The following is a 14365-nucleotide window of genomic DNA, read 5'->3' as shown; positions in this document are numbered from 1 at the left end:
TTACAATTGATAATTAACGGTTGATAATTGACAGTTGTCAATTGATATTGTCCAGTGTTACCGGTAGTCCGGTACGGAGTTGCAGGGTTCCCGAGGTGATGATGGTATCTCCTGCCTGCAAGCCTTGCAATACTTGTACTTCCGCTTCCGTACGGATTCCCGTAGTAATCTCTACCGGCTGGGCTTTTCCCGACTTATAGAGGAATATCTTGTCTTTTCCCATTTCCGGCACAATGGCTTCGGACGGTACGGCAAGGGCGTCCTGAATTTCATCCTTGTTCAGCTTGATGCTGGCATAGCGGCCCGGAAGCACAGCTCCGTTGGCATTGGGATAAAGTGCACGGATTGTCAGGGTATGGGTAGTAGGGTCTATCTTTGATTCGCGTGCATAAACCGTGGCGTGGAAGGTATTTAGCTTTCCTTCGAGAGTGAAGTCCAGTCCGGCGCCGGTCTTTACGTCATTGGCATACCGCTCGGGTACGGCAAATTCCACCTTCAACGGCGAAATCTTGGTGAGTTTGGCTACAATGGTTGTAGGGGAAGCGTAAGTACCCACACTGACTTGGCGCAGACCGATGACACCGTCGAAAGGAGCACGCAGCTCAGTTTGTGCGATGTTCGATTCTATCAGGTCAATGTCGGCATTCAGGGTGGCCAGCTCGGTCTTTACTTGTTCGTAGGCTTCTTTACTGACCGCATCCCTTTCCAGCAGGGCGTTCTGGCGAAACACGCGGTCTTCTGCCAACTTTAATTGGGAGACGAGGCGTTGCAATTGTGCTTGCAGCGGCCGGTCATTAACTTTGGCAAGTAATTGTCCTTTCTTGACGAAGCTGCCTTCTTCAAAATTTATCTCTATGATTTTGCCGGATGTCTCGAAAGAAAGGTCCACTTCCTCATCCGGCAGCAGGCTGCCGCTGATTTGTATTTCATCCTTCAGCAGTTGCGGTTTGATTATTTTTGCGTTTATGTTTAGAATTTTCTTACCGCTACGTTGACCGGTCATCACCTTGTCTGCAGCGGCTAATTCTTCATTCTCTTTAGGTAATTGGGAGTAGATTCCTCCTCCAATCAGTCCGGCACCAATCACGATAATGATGCCCCATTTAACTCTCTTATTCATGTTGTAGTATTAGTAGTAATAAAATCAGCCTTAGATTAGACTACGGGAAAAGAGAATAGTTTAAAAGATAAAGAGTTAAAAAGTGTAAGAATATGGATTGGAAAGGTGATAAAATGACAAATCAGTAAGCAGCCCGGTATTTTCCCTCCTCCTTGTCCTCCAGCATGTTCAGATAAGAAGCGTAACGGGATTCGCTGATATAGTGCTTCTCGACAGCCTCGCGTACAGCGCATCCGGGTTCGTGGCGGTGGGTACAGTTGCCGTAACGGCAGTCGGCAGATACCTTGAATATTTCCGGGAAGTAGTGGCCTATCTCTTCTTCTTCCATATCGAATGTTCCGAAACCTTTGATGCCCGGAGTGTCAATGATATATCCGTTGCCCGGAACCGGGAACATTTCTGAGAAGGTAGTGGTGTGCATACCTTTATTATGATAGGTGGATATCTCTCCGGTTTTAATCTCTATATCGGGCAGTATTGCCTTGATGAGTGTCGATTTCCCTACTCCGGAATGTCCGGAAAAGAGGGTTATGCGTCCTTTGAGTTCTTTCTCGATAGTGTCGATGCCTTCCCCTTTTCTGGCAGAAACCTTGAAACAAGGATAGCCGATGGTGGTGTAAAGGTTGATCAGGCTGTCCAGATAGTGCAGTTCCTCTTCATCGTAGGCATCCACTTTGTTGAATATAATCTTGACGGGAACACGGTATGCCTCGGCAGAGGCGAGAAAACGGTCTATAAAGGTAGTGGAGGTCTCGGGATAGTTCACCGTCACTATGAGCATGCACTGGTCGAGGTTGGCAGCAAGAATGTGCGATTGCTTGGAAAGGTTGGAGGCGCGGCGGATGATGTAATTCTTCCGGTCCTCTATCTCGCTGATAAAGGCCGTACCTTCTTGGTTCAGTATGATGTTCACATAATCGCCTACAGCCACGGGATTAGTGCTTCGTATGCCTTTCAGCCGGAAGTTCCCTTTGATTTTACATTCAATCTCCCTTCCGTCGTCAGTCCGTACCAAGTACCAACTTCCGGTGTTTTTTATAACGAGTCCCCTCAAAATAATTGAAAGTTGAAAGTTGAAAGTTGAAAATGGAAGGTTGAAAGGCTTCTATACTTGGTATATCGGTTTATTTTCAACTTTCCATTTTCCGTTTTCAACTTAATTAAACGGTCATGATTTCTTTATCCTTTGCAGCCAGCATGTCATCAATCTGCTTGATGAACTTGTCGTGAATCTTCTGCAGCTTTTCTTCACCGCCTTTCTGGGCGTCTTCGGCCAGTCCGTCCTTTACGGATTTCTTCAAGGCGTCGATGGCATCACGGCGTGCATTACGTACACTTACCTTGGCAGTTTCTCCTTCTCCCTTACACTGTTTGGCAAGTTGTTTACGGCGTTCTTCCGTCAGTGGCGGGATGCCGATACGGATAATCTCACCATTGTTTTCGGGCATGATGCCGAGACTGGAGTCAATGATGGCCTTTTCAATGACGCGGAACATGCTCTTATCCCATGGCTTGATGGCAATGCTGCGTGCGTCCGGAGTGGTTACGGCTGCCACATTGTTGATAGGAACCATACTTCCATAAGAATCCACACGGATACCGTCCAGCAAACGGATATCGGCTTTTCCGGCGCGGATATGAGCCAGTGCCTCGTCCAGATACATGATGGCCATGTCCATACTTTCTTGCGCTTCGTCTAAGATGTCTTTTACGTCTCTCATATTATTTTCGTTTTGAAATAGCTTTGATTTGAAACTTTGCAAATATAATTATTAAATTGAAAATTGAGAATTAAGAATTAAATAACATTCATTTTTTATTCTCCATTTTCCATTCAATTGTGCACCAGTGTACCGATTTCTTCTCCTTGCATCACTTTTTTCAGATTACCCACTGTGTCCATGTCAAAAACGATGATGGGCAGGTTATTCTCTTTGCACATGCAGGTGGCAGTGAGGTCCATCACTTTCAGACCGCGCTTCAGCACTTCGTCGTAGGTGATGTCGTGGAACTTCGTGGCTGTCGGGTCCTTCTCCGGGTCGGCGGTGTAGATGCCGTCCACACGGGTACCTTTCAGCATGACATCCGCCTCAATCTCGATGCCGCGCAGACTGGAACCGGTATCGGTAGTGAAGAACGGATTGCCTGTACCGGCGGACATGATGACTACTTCGCCTGCTTCCATACATTCGATGGCACGCCATTTATTGTAGAATTCACCGATGGGTTCCATACGTACGGCAGTCAGCACGCGGGCCTTCACGCCGGCAGCTACCAGAGCCGAACTGAGTGCAAGGCTGTTGATGACGGTTGCCAGCATTCCCATCTGGTCGCCTTTCACACGGTCGAACCCTTTGTTGGCACCGCTCAATCCGCGGAAAATGTTTCCACCGCCTATCACGATGCCTATTTGTACTCCCAATTCGTGGATTTCTTTGATTTGAGCTGCGTACTCGGCAAGGCGTTTCTCGTCGATGCCGTATTGCTTTTCACCCATCAGGCTCTCGCCGCTGAGTTTCAATAAGATTCTTTTATAGGTTGCCATAATATATAGTTTTGTTACATTGCTTTGCAGCAAAGATAAAGAATTAAACTGAAAAGTGCAGCAGAATGTGGTAGGATAGTTGCCTAACGCACAGTCTTTAGGAACTCGTCCATGCTGTGATATAACGGAACGCCATAGCGGTTGCAAGTAATCCGCACATTGTCGTAGCGGTAGAAACCGGGTTCACAGATAACGTGCAGTTTACCCGAACGCATGTGCAGTCCCATCTCCAGCAGGGTGATGGGGGACTTGCTGCTTGCCAGGATATTCATGATTATCAGGTCGGCTTTTTCCAGATGTTCCAGTTCCCAGTTCACTTGATGTTCAAAGTCGGACATTTCGCCGCTGAGTCCCTTGTCCCTTCGGGGATTGTATAGGATGTATTTACCTTGGGGGCGTGCGCGGAACCAGTCGCAGGTTGCCTTTTGCCAGTCTATGCTTTTGCCCATGTCGATGGTGCCTGCCAGGAAAATTCTGGTGTATTCGGCTTCGTTCACTTCGGCTTTGCCTTCATCCGGGTGGAGTACTATAACCTCGGACTGAGCCTGCAGCCCGATAGGAAACAACAGCAGTAAAAGCAGGTAGAGACTTTTCTTCATGGTTGATGATGGTTTTATAGGATTAGTTTCTTTTTTTGCTTCTTATCGGGAGTCTTGGGAACAGTTTCCTGAAACGGACCAGTTGGCTTGTAATATTGCCTCCTGCGATGACGAACGTTACGGCTACGATAATCATCACCAGTCCGAAGCTTTCTCTGACTGTCAGGCTTTCTCCAAAGACGGCTATTCCGAAGAAGATGGCTGTCACGGGCTCCAATGCGCCGAGAATGGCGGTCGGGGTGGAGCCGATATATTGGATGGCACCGGTAGTGCAGAGGAAGGATATGGCGGTGGGGAAGACAGCCAATGCAAGCAGATTGGCCCACAGATACCACTGGTCCGGTGTGTTCAGTACGCCGGAATAGAGCAGGCGTGCCACAAAAAGCGATAGGCCGAAGAGAAGGACATAGAAGGTGACTTTAAGCGTAGCCACATTTTTCAACGATGTCTGGTTGATGCCCACGATGTATATGGCATAGGAAAGGGAAGACGCGAAAACCAGCAGTGTCCCTATCAGGCTCAGTGTGCTGCCGTCCTCGCTCTTGTAGAGCAGTCCGATACCTCCCAGTGCAAGCAGCATGCAGACGATGGTTTGCAGTGCCAGCTTCTCTTTGAAAACCATGGCCATAATAAGCGCCACCATGATGGGATAGACGAACAGCAGTGTAGACGCTATGCCGGCGGCCATGTAGTTATAGCTCAGGAAAAGCGTCAGTGAGGAGAGGGCCACGAGCAATCCCATGATGATGAGCGGAAATGTTTCTTTCCGCTGTATCTTGAATGACCGCCCTCTCGCCTTTATCATAATGCCCAGCAACGGGATGGCGAAGAGGTATCTGAAAAAAAGTACCGAGTCCGGGTCCATGCCGGCCTTGTACAACGGGAGGGCAAACAGTGGATTCATGCCGTAGGAGGCTGCGGCGATGGAACCTAAAATATATCCTTTGGCTTTTGCGTTCATATCTTTATCTGTAAATTAGCGCGCAAAGGTAGATATTTACTTTGATTTCCTCCTTCTTTTCTGTATGAAAACCGTATGAATTCTACACTTATGCCTTCAGTGTGTAGTCGCCGGCTTCTTTCGTCACTACTTTCTGCAGTTCTTCGAGCGTCTTTTCACCGTCCGAAAACTCTACGGTGGCTACAGGAGGGTCCAGGGTTACGGTGGCGTGTATGCCTTCCATACTGTTCAATGCTTTCTCTACATGCATGCGGCAATGGTTGCACATCATGCCTTCTACTTTGAATTCTTTCTTCATGATTGTTTCTGTTGGCGGTTCAACATCTTTGTTTTCTTCTCCTTCATGTATTCTTTTCCGTTTCAGCAGCAGGCTGTTGCTCACCACACTGACACTGCTGAATGCCATGGCTGCACCGGCTATCATCGGGTTCAGCAGGAAGCCGTTGATGGGATAGAGTATTCCGGCCGCAATGGGTACACCTATTATATTATATATAAATGCCCAGAAGAGATTCTGCCGGATAGTCCGGACGGTGAGACGAGACAGACGGAGAGCTTCCGGTATCTTGGTCAGGTCGGAAGAGATGATGGTCATCTTGGCTACATCCATGGCGATGTCGCTGCCTCCACCCATGGCGATGCTTAAGTCGGCTTGGGCAAGGGCGGCGCTGTCGTTGATGCCGTCGCCCACCATGGCAACCTTCCGGCCTTCTGCCTGCAATCGGCTGACGAAGGCAGCCTTGTCCTGCGGCAATACACTGGCCTGGTAGTGGGCGATGCCTGCTTTGCGGGCAATCTCACGGGCGGTGGCCTCATTGTCTCCGGTCAGCATGTGGACTTCGATGCCGGCGGCGTGCAGCTCGCTGACGGCGCGGATGGAGGTTTCCTTTATCCGGTCTGTAATTCCGGCTATTGCCAGCACGTTTTCTTCATCGGCAAACCAGATGACGGTCTGTGCTTCCGATGTCAGTCGGGTTGCCTCTTCCTGCAGGGAGGGGGGGATGGCGATATGGTTTTCTTCCAGCAGTTTCCGGTTCCCGGCGAGGTAGGTCCGGCCTTGTGCCCGTCCTTTCACGCCTTTTCCGGTGATGCTTTCAAAGTCTTGAATGTCTATGGAGGCCGACTCCTTGAGGTGGTTCACCACGGCTTCTGCCAACGGATGTTCCGAGAGCTTCTCCAGACTATAGAAAATGTCCGACAGCGCATTGCCTGCAGTGGCGCCAGTACCGGGCGTCATTGCCTGCGTATTCCATATCAGTTTGCTGACTACCGGTTTTCCTTCGGTCACCGTTCCGGTCTTGTCGAGTACCACGGTGTCTATCTTCTTGGCAATCTCCAGGCTTTCGGCATCTTTTATCAGAATGCCCCTTTCGGCGCCCTTGCCGATGCCTACCATGATGGCGGTAGGAGTAGCCAGTCCCAGTGCACACGGGCAGGCGATGATGACCACCGTGACAAATGCCAGCAATCCGTGGGTGAATCCGCCGGTTCCGTCCAGTAGCATCCATGCGATGAAGGCAAGCACTGCGATGCCTATAATGGTAGGCACGAATATCCCGGCTATCTTGTCCACCAGCTGCTGCACCGGTGCCTTGCTTCCTTGCGCGTCCTGCACCATGTGTATGATCTTCGCCAGCAGTGTATCCGTGCCGATTTTCTCTGCCCGGAAGCGGAAACTTCCCTTCTGGTTGATGGTACCTGCAAAGACCTTGGCGTCTTTGTGCTTGGATACTGCTACCGGTTCGCCGCTCAGCATACTTTCGTCTACATAGGAGCTACCTTCCGTCACGATGCCATCCACGGCAATCCGTTCTCCGGGCTTCACCAGGACAATGTCTCCGGGGCGAATCTGCTCGATAGGGATAACGCGCTCAAAGGAAGAGTGAGGGACAGCGTGTCCTTCATCCACAATGATGGTCACAGTCTTGGGTTGGAGCCCCATCAGTTTCTTGATGGCGGTTGAGGTGTTTCCTTTCGCTTTTTCTTCCAGCAGGCGGCCCAGCAGGATAAAGGCTATGATGACACTTGCCGCCTCAAAATATACATGCGGATGGATGCCTCTGGATAGCCAGAAGTCCGGAAATAGCATGTTGAACAGGCTGAACAGATAGGCGGTCCCCGTACTGATGGCTACCAGTGTGTCCATATTGGCGCTGCCATGCTGCAATTGTTTCCAGGCGCTGGTGAAGAATCCCCGCCCCAGCCAGAATACGACGGGAGTGGACAACGCCCACATGATGGGATTGGCATGGGGCATATCCATGAAGAACATGCCTATGATGACAACGGGCATAGACAAGATGATGGCCCAGGTTGTGCGGAATTTCAATACGCTGAATTTCTTGTTGTGGGCCTCTTCCGCCTCTTCGAGCGTGTTGTCGTCCTGGTTTATCAACAAGTCATATCCGGCCGCCTGCACAGCCTGCTGCAAAGCCTCGGAAGAACAGCTCGTAGGGTCATATTCCACAGTTGCCGTTGCCGAAGCGTAGTTTACGACCGCTTTCTTGACACCTGACTGATGGTTCAGCGTCTTTTCTACCCGTGCGGAGCATGAGGCGCAACTCATTCCCAATACGGGAAATGTCTCTTGAACTATATTCTTTTCTGCCATAACAATTTTGTATCAGTCATTACTCTTGCTATGAGTGACTTGGTTCCAAATGCAAATACCGTCAGTCTCATTCCGAGATACTGTTGGTTTCACTACTTGAAACCGTCAGTTTCAACTTTTGGCGCCGTATGCTGGCTACCTGACGCCTTGTTCTGGAGGGTGGAATCCATATTTTATATCAGTCATAGCGATACAAAGATAATGCTTTTTCCCTTGAAATTGTTCATAGCCTATCCCTCACGCCAAGCAGGTTCCTTCTTGCTGGGAAATGCCCGTCGGATGACTTCCCGGCTCAAGCCTGTCTGCACCACTCCCCGTATCAGCAGGTAAGTGAGGAAAGCAAGCCATAGGGCATGGTTTGCCAGGACGGGACGCAGTCCATAATATAGGATAAAGAAGCTGACGGCTGCCGCTGCCATGGAGAGGAGCATTCCTCGCGTGGCGGTGGCGCCGATAAAGATGCCGTCCCAGATGAAGGCGGCTATCCCGACGGCGGGCACGGCAAGCGCCCAATAAAAATAGGTGTCGGCAACAGCTATCACTTCTTTGTCATCCGTCAATAGTCCGAGGAAGGCATTGCCTCCCAGCGCATAAACCAATGTAAAGAGAACCGCTATCACCGCTCCCCATCCGAAGAGGTGCCGGACGGTGTCTGTAAAGGCTTCCCGGTTGCGTGCGCCTATGTATCTGCCGCTTAAGGCTTCGCCAGCGTAGGCAAAGCCGTCCATTACATACGAGAATAAGGTGAAGAGCTGCATCAGCAGCGTGTTGACCGCCAGAATAATCTCTCCCTGCGAAGCTCCCGCCGAAGTGAAGAACAACGTGACTGCCACCAGGCAAAGGGTACGCAGAAAAATGTCCCTATTCACTTGGAAGAACCGGAACATCGCCCCTTTCTCCCAGATACCTGCCCCTTCTCCCCCTTTAATTTTTAATTTATAATTTTTAATTTCCCAGAATCTTTTCAGCCTGCCGTAGTTGTGCATCCAAAGGACAATGCCCATCAGGAAGCCAGCATACTGGGCAATCAACGTCCCCAAAGCTACTCCTTCTACTTTCATCCCACACAGATAAACCAGTCCGAGGCTGGCAATGATATTGACCACATTCTGTGTGATGGCTATATACATGGGGATACGCGAATTCTGCATACCGATGAACCATCCCGTCAGTCCATATAGCCCCAGCATGGCAGGGGCACCCCAGATGCAGATATGGAAATAAAGCGTTGCCATCTCTCTGACTTCGTCCGTGGGATGGATGAGAAGAAAGGCTCCCTGCTTGATAGGCGTTTGCAGCAGGATGAGGCAGAATGCGACTGCCACGCCTATGCCCACAGAACGCAACAGCAGGCAGACTACCTCCGGCAAATTCCGCTTGCCGAATGCTTGCGAGGTCATTCCGCTGGTACCCATCCTCAGAAAACCGAATATCCAGTAGATAATGTTGAACAGCATGCCACCTACGGCAATGGCGCCTATGTAGGCGGGCGAACCCAGATGGCCGACGATGGCTACATCAATCAGGCCGAGCAGCGGCACGGTGATGTTCGATACGATGGAAGGTAAGGCTATTTGCAGTATTTGTCTGTCTCTGGGCTTCATTTATATTATTTAATTCATTAAGGTCGGCAAAGTTAACTATTTTTCTACTTTCAACTATTGATGGTTACCGTAAAAATGCGTAGTTTTGTAGGTAGATTTCTATGAGACTGATTGGGCTGTTAAACTATATATATACACTAAAAATGAAAACCTTAACGTTGCTTTTCTCCTTGTTCTTGATGTGTCCGCTGTCTGTCTGGGGACAGTCGGCAGATGAGTTGCTTTCGAAAGTGTCCGATGCACTTTCCGAGGGTAAAGATGACTATGCGGTGAGTTTGTTTCGCCAGGCGGCAAATGCCGGTGAGGATAGGACGGAAATGTTCTACTGGACCAATGTGGACAAGAGCAGTGAGGTGGCTCCTCGTCTTGCGGATGTGCTGGCTGTGCACTACAAGGAAATGCGGAATTACGATAAAGCCTACCTCTTCTATAAGGAGTTCTTGCAGCGTCATCCCGAAGACGTACCTGCACTTGTCTCTTGTGCTGAAATGGAGATGATGCGGGGAAAGGAGAAAGATGCCTTAAAAACCTATGAAAAGGTATTGATGCTGGATGCCGACAATCTCCAAGCCAATATCTTCTTGGGGAATTATTATTATCTCCAAGCCGAGAAGGATAAGAAGAAGCTCGAAGAAGACTATAAAAAGATAACTTCCCCCACAAGGATGCAGTATGCACGCTATCGCAACGGATTGTCAGACGTGTTCACCAATAGCTACGGCAAGGCTAAGGCATACCTGCAACGCGTGCTTCAGGTATTCCCCTCCATGGAAGCAGGCAATACGCTGGAAAAGATAAAGAAGATGGAGCTGGAGCTGAAATAGCTGTCCGCATTCCGACTAATAGGAAGGGGCTGTTTGTCTCTTATTTCTCTCCGGTCTCTTTTAATCTCTTCAGATATTCCGAAGGTATGTAGCCGAATTCTTCCTTGAAGCATTGCCGGAAGTAGAACAGATTGTTTATACCTACCTTGAATGCTATTTCCGAAATGTTGTATTTGCCTTCCAGCAGGTATTGCTCGGCGTGTTTCATCCTTATCTTGCGGACATATTCGTTGGTGGAAAGTCCGGTAAGCGCTTTCATCTTGCGGTAGAGGGTGGAATTGCTCATGCACATTTTATCCGAAAGATAGCTGATGTCTATTTTGTCTGAAGAAAGCCGTTCCTCTATCAGCTGGTTTATCTTGTGGATAAACTCGTTGTCCAGCTTGTTGAGCGATTCTGTAATGACAGCCGCTTTATTGCTTATGGCGGCATTGGCGCTGAAATGGTTTGCCAGGTTGCGCCGCGACTGGAGCAGGTTTTCTATACGGCTATGCAGCAGGCTGGCGCTGAACGGTTTGGTGAGGTAGGAGTCGGCACCTACCTGGTAGCCTTCCTCTTTGTCGCGCAGCGAGTCTTTGGCTGTCAGCAGTATAATGGGTATGTGGCTGGTGCGCACGTCTTTTTTCAGCTCACGGCACATCTCGTTTCCGTCCATTACCGGCATCATAATGTCACTGACGATGATGTCAGGTATTTCTTTCAGGGCGCTTTCCTTGCCCAGCTTTCCGTTGGCGGCAGTCTTTACTTCAAAGTGGTCGGAGAAGGATTCGGCTATATAGTCGCAGATGTCCGGATTGTCTTCCACTACCAGCAATATGGGTTTGTCGCTGGATGAAACTTGATTTACTTGTGCCTCTTCTATATGCTGGACGTTGCTTTCCTTTTCCTGCGAATCGGCATGCAGTGCCTGCGGGTAACTGTTGTCGGTAAGCAGGCTGACGTAGAAGGTACTACCTTGATTGGGAGCACTCTCTACGCGGATTTCCCCTTCGTGTAGGGCTACGAGGTTTTTCACCAGAGAAAGTCCGATACCGGTACCCGAAGCCTGGTGTTTGCCGCCTTCCTGGTAATAACGGTCGAATATGTGGGGTAGTGCCTCCGGCTTGATACCGTATCCCGTGTCGCTGACCCGGATTTCCGTATAGTTCACTTCGGCACGTTCCACCTGTCGGATACCGATGCTGATGCTACCCTTTTCCGTGTACTTTAGGGCATTGGATATCAGATTGTCCAGGATGGTCTGGATAATTTCCTTGTCGAAGTATATAGGTATATGCTCTTTCTCCACCACCAGCCGGATATCGACGGCTGGCTTCCGGTTCAGTTCCTTGTACTTCAGGCCTATCTCGCGGATAAGGGGTACGAGGTTGTCCCGGCTCACGCAGAGTTTCTTGTTCTGGGTCTCGGTCTTTCTGAACTCCAATATCTGGTTGATGAGGTTCAGTAGCCGGATGGCACTTTGGTGAATGACGGATATCTTCTGTGCGTCTTTGGTGGATAGTGTATCACTTTTCTGTATGTCTCCCAGCGGACCCAGTATCAGCGTAAGCGGGGTGCGCAGTTCATGGGTGATGTTGGTGTAGAAGCGCAGGCGTTCGTTGTTCAGTTCCTGCTCGTGTTCGTGGCTCTGCTTCTCCAGTTGGTACAGTGCTTCAGCATCCAGTCTTTTCTTGTAGGCATAGAGTATAGAGAAAAGGATGATAAGGGACAGCAGGATATAGAATGACTTTGCCCACCAAGTAAGCCAAAGGGGTGGGGCGATGCGGATGTTCAATGAGGTGGTTGCGTCCGACCATGCTTGGTTGCGCATGCGCGTTTTCACTTGGAACTGGTATTTCCCGGGAGGAAGATTACGAAAGGTGACATTATTGGGGTCTGTAAGCGTATACCAGGAGTTCTCGAGTCCTTTCAGCATATAGGCATATTCCACTTGGTTGACCAGGGCATAGTTCTGGATGTTGAACCGGATACTGAAACTATTCTGTGTATATTTCAGTTGCACGTTCTTCTGTCCGTTTAAGGCAATGGTGCTCTGTCCGTTTTCCGGTTTGTTCAGCGGGTCGGTAATTTCAATGTTGGTGATGAATGCGGGTGGTGATTTGCGTTCCTGCAATACAACTTCCGGGTTGAAGTAGCACAGACCGTTTATAGAGCCGAAGTAAAAGTTACCGTCTTGTCCGTAGGCTACACTGCCCCGACTGAAGCTTCCCATGGGGAGGTTGTCGTGATAGTCGTAGTTATAGAAAATGTCTTTACTGTCCACAAGACAGCTGATACCTTTGTTGGTGCTCACCCAAATATTTCCTGCCTTGTCCTCACCGATGGCTTGTATGTGGGTGTTAGCCAGTCCGCTTTCACGTTGGTATACTTTGTAGTTTCTGTCTGTCAGGGAGGGGAAGCATACCAAACCTTCACCCGTGGCCACCCACAACCGCTTTCTGCTGTCTTCGTAGAGAGCATTGATGGTATTGGAGGGGAATTTGGCCAGGACGTTGAAGAGCTGGATGCTTTGGAGTTGAGGGTCATAGAGGCCCAGGCCTCCTCCGAAGAATCCTACCCATATTTGGTCTTCGGAATCCTTCAGCACACAGCGGGCCAGATTGTTCTCCAGATTGTAGTGTGCCTTGATTGTCTTGCTGTCACAATCTATAAGATAGACGCCTTCGCTGGTTCCGACCCAAATGTTTCCCTGCTTGTCTTCATGAAAGGAACGTACGTCAGTGCGTGACTTGTCTTCGGAGAAAATCTGCCGGAAGCTTTGGCTCTTGGGGTTGTAGTAGGCTATTCCTCCATAAAAAAGTCCGAACCATAATCCTCCCTTCGAGTCGCACAAGGCTGCCTGCACCGTATTGCTTCTGAATTTCTTGTTGTCAGCATTGTATATGGCTATTCGTCTTCCCTTGTTGAATACGTTGATTCCTCCTCCATCGGTTCCTATCCAGAGGTTACCGGCTTTGTCCATACAGACACCGGAGGCTATTTTACTGTTCAGGCTGTTGTTGGTGGATGGAAAAGGAGAATATTTATAAGTGCTGAAGAGTGACGGCTCGCGTTTTATGAAGTTGATGCCGCCTCCCCAGGAACCTGCCCATACATTACCGAAGGAATCTTGGAGCAGGCAACGGATACTGGAGTTGGACAAGCCGTATTCATCGTCTCCCTCCCGGATAGAAAGCGCATGAATCTGGTCCGACGAACGGAAAAGCTGTTGGGACAAATCCACTACGGCAATGCCGCCGAATTCCATGGCTATCCAAAGTCTGTTGTCATCCAGTTGGTGTATATCATATACACGGTGCGATATGCAGTTGGTTTTGTCGTCGAAGGGGATGAAACTTTCCGCTTCCGGGTTAAACAGTACCACTCCTCTATCGGTTCCTATCCATATGTTTCCGCTTTTGTCTTTGTAGACACATGTCACTTCGTTGCCGGGCAGGCTGTTGGGGGATTGCGGCTCGTGTGTGAAGTTCTTGACTGTCTTGTCTTTTATGGAAAGTATACTGAATCCCCGGTCCACATGCCCGATATAGAGTAGTCCGTTACCACCGTCTATGGCAGACCAGATATGGTTGCTTGCAAAACCTGGTACGGTTTCGGTATTGTAATGGGTGAATTGCCCGGTTTGCTTGTCAAAATAGTCCACGCCTTTCCAATAGGTGCAAATCCATAGGTTACCGTCGGAGGCGGCAATGATTTTGGTAATGTCGTCCGTAACCAGGCTTTCAGGGTTGTTTTCGTTGTGTCTGTAAGTGATGAATGAATCGTTGGCATAATTGTATGCATTGATTCCGGCACGCTGGGTTCCTATCCATAAGATGGAGTCGATGGGATCGTCCAGCAGACAGTTCAGTTCGTTGCCGGTGATGCTTTGCTTGCCGGTTGTTTCTTCTTTATAATAGGTAAGGAAGCGTATTCCGTCGAATTTATTTAAACCCTCTTCTGTGGCAAACCATAGAGAGCCCCGTTTGTCTTGGGCTATGCTTACCACATGGTTGTTGGACAGCCCTTCACGGATACTTAGATGTTTTATGGTATATGGCTGCGCGGATAGCAGGAATGGCAGGCATAGGAAAATGGAAAGTAGAATCTTCTTCATAACGG

10 protein-coding genes are annotated in these 14365 nt (G+C 49.3%); 1 reads left to right on the top strand and 9 read right to left on the bottom strand.

Annotation, left to right across the window (positions count from 1 at the left end; translation table 11 throughout):
• Positions 1–37: 37 nt before the first annotated feature.
• The 8 genes from DW896_RS07955 to DW896_RS07920 all read right to left on the bottom strand — a co-directional run bounded on the left by DW896_RS07955 (position 38) and on the right by DW896_RS07920 (position 9440).
• Complete coding sequence (locus tag DW896_RS07955) at positions 38–1120, bottom strand: efflux RND transporter periplasmic adaptor subunit (RefSeq protein WP_005835084.1); 1083 nt, start codon at positions 1118–1120, stop codon at positions 38–40.
• 121 nt (positions 1121–1241) lie between these two features.
• The gene (rsgA, locus tag DW896_RS07950) at positions 1242–2174 is read right to left on the bottom strand and encodes a ribosome small subunit-dependent GTPase A (RefSeq protein WP_034523089.1); all 933 of its coding nucleotides are present in this window, start codon (positions 2172–2174) and stop codon (positions 1242–1244) included.
• A gap of 106 nt (positions 2175–2280) precedes the next feature.
• Complete coding sequence (gene frr / locus DW896_RS07945) at positions 2281–2841, bottom strand: ribosome recycling factor (protein ID WP_005824243.1); 561 nt, start codon at positions 2839–2841, stop codon at positions 2281–2283.
• Between the two features lie 113 nt (positions 2842–2954).
• Positions 2955–3665, bottom strand: coding sequence for a UMP kinase (gene pyrH, locus DW896_RS07940; protein ID WP_005835090.1), 711 nt, complete (start codon positions 3663–3665; stop codon positions 2955–2957).
• A gap of 83 nt (positions 3666–3748) precedes the next feature.
• The gene (locus DW896_RS07935) at positions 3749–4264 is read right to left on the bottom strand and encodes a nucleoside 2-deoxyribosyltransferase domain-containing protein (protein ID WP_005824239.1); all 516 of its coding nucleotides are present in this window, start codon (positions 4262–4264) and stop codon (positions 3749–3751) included.
• A gap of 22 nt (positions 4265–4286) precedes the next feature.
• The gene (locus tag DW896_RS07930; RefSeq protein ID WP_005824237.1) at positions 4287–5225 is read right to left on the bottom strand and encodes a DMT family transporter; all 939 of its coding nucleotides are present in this window, start codon (positions 5223–5225) and stop codon (positions 4287–4289) included.
• An 88-nt stretch (positions 5226–5313) separates the two neighbouring features.
• Complete coding sequence (locus tag DW896_RS07925) at positions 5314–7836, bottom strand: heavy metal translocating P-type ATPase (RefSeq protein WP_008665746.1); 2523 nt, start codon at positions 7834–7836, stop codon at positions 5314–5316.
• 230 nt (positions 7837–8066) lie between these two features.
• Positions 8067–9440, bottom strand: coding sequence for an MATE family efflux transporter (locus tag DW896_RS07920; protein ID WP_008665744.1), 1374 nt, complete (start codon positions 9438–9440; stop codon positions 8067–8069).
• 143 nt (positions 9441–9583) lie between these two features.
• Here DW896_RS07920 and DW896_RS07915 point away from each other — a divergent pair, with 143 nt between their 5' ends.
• Entirely contained in the window at positions 9584–10264 is a 681-nt protein-coding gene (locus DW896_RS07915) for a lipopolysaccharide assembly protein LapB (protein WP_034523335.1), read from the top strand.
• 40 nt (positions 10265–10304) lie between these two features.
• On the opposite strand, the gene DW896_RS07910 is transcribed toward DW896_RS07915, so the two are convergent.
• Positions 10305–14360 carry a hybrid sensor histidine kinase/response regulator transcription factor gene (locus tag DW896_RS07910; RefSeq protein WP_119993102.1) on the bottom strand — a complete coding sequence of 1352 codons (4056 nt, stop codon included), beginning with the start codon at positions 14358–14360 and terminating at the stop codon, positions 10305–10307.
• Between the last annotated feature and the right edge of the window lie 5 nt (positions 14361–14365).

The sequence above is a fragment of the Bacteroides sp. AM41-16 genome, assembly GCF_003603495.1.
GTDB lineage: Bacteria > Bacteroidota > Bacteroidia > Bacteroidales > Bacteroidaceae > Bacteroides > Bacteroides uniformis.
This window is presented reverse-complemented; position numbering and strand designations above follow the sequence as displayed.

What these genes read in the sequence shown, in the direction of transcription:
- DW896_RS07935 (WP_005824239.1), bottom strand. Translation starts at nt 4,264, where the DNA reads ATGAAGAAAAGTCTCTACCTGCTTTTACTGCTGTTGTTTCCTATCGGG.
- DW896_RS07925 (WP_008665746.1), bottom strand. Translation starts at nt 7,836, where the DNA reads ATGGCAGAAAAGAATATAGTTCAAGAGACATTTCCCGTATTGGGAATG.
- DW896_RS07915 (WP_034523335.1), top strand. Translation starts at nt 9,584, where the DNA reads ATGAAAACCTTAACGTTGCTTTTCTCCTTGTTCTTGATGTGTCCGCTG.
- DW896_RS07920 (WP_008665744.1), bottom strand. Translation starts at nt 9,440, where the DNA reads ATGAAGCCCAGAGACAGACAAATACTGCAAATAGCCTTACCTTCCATC.
- DW896_RS07955 (WP_005835084.1), bottom strand. Translation starts at nt 1,120, where the DNA reads ATGAATAAGAGAGTTAAATGGGGCATCATTATCGTGATTGGTGCCGGA.
- pyrH (WP_005835090.1), bottom strand. Translation starts at nt 3,665, where the DNA reads ATGGCAACCTATAAAAGAATCTTATTGAAACTCAGCGGCGAGAGCCTG.
- DW896_RS07930 (WP_005824237.1), bottom strand. Translation starts at nt 5,225, where the DNA reads ATGAACGCAAAAGCCAAAGGATATATTTTAGGTTCCATCGCCGCAGCC.
- frr (WP_005824243.1), bottom strand. Translation starts at nt 2,841, where the DNA reads ATGAGAGACGTAAAAGACATCTTAGACGAAGCGCAAGAAAGTATGGAC.
- DW896_RS07910 (WP_119993102.1), bottom strand. Translation starts at nt 14,360, where the DNA reads ATGAAGAAGATTCTACTTTCCATTTTCCTATGCCTGCCATTCCTGCTA.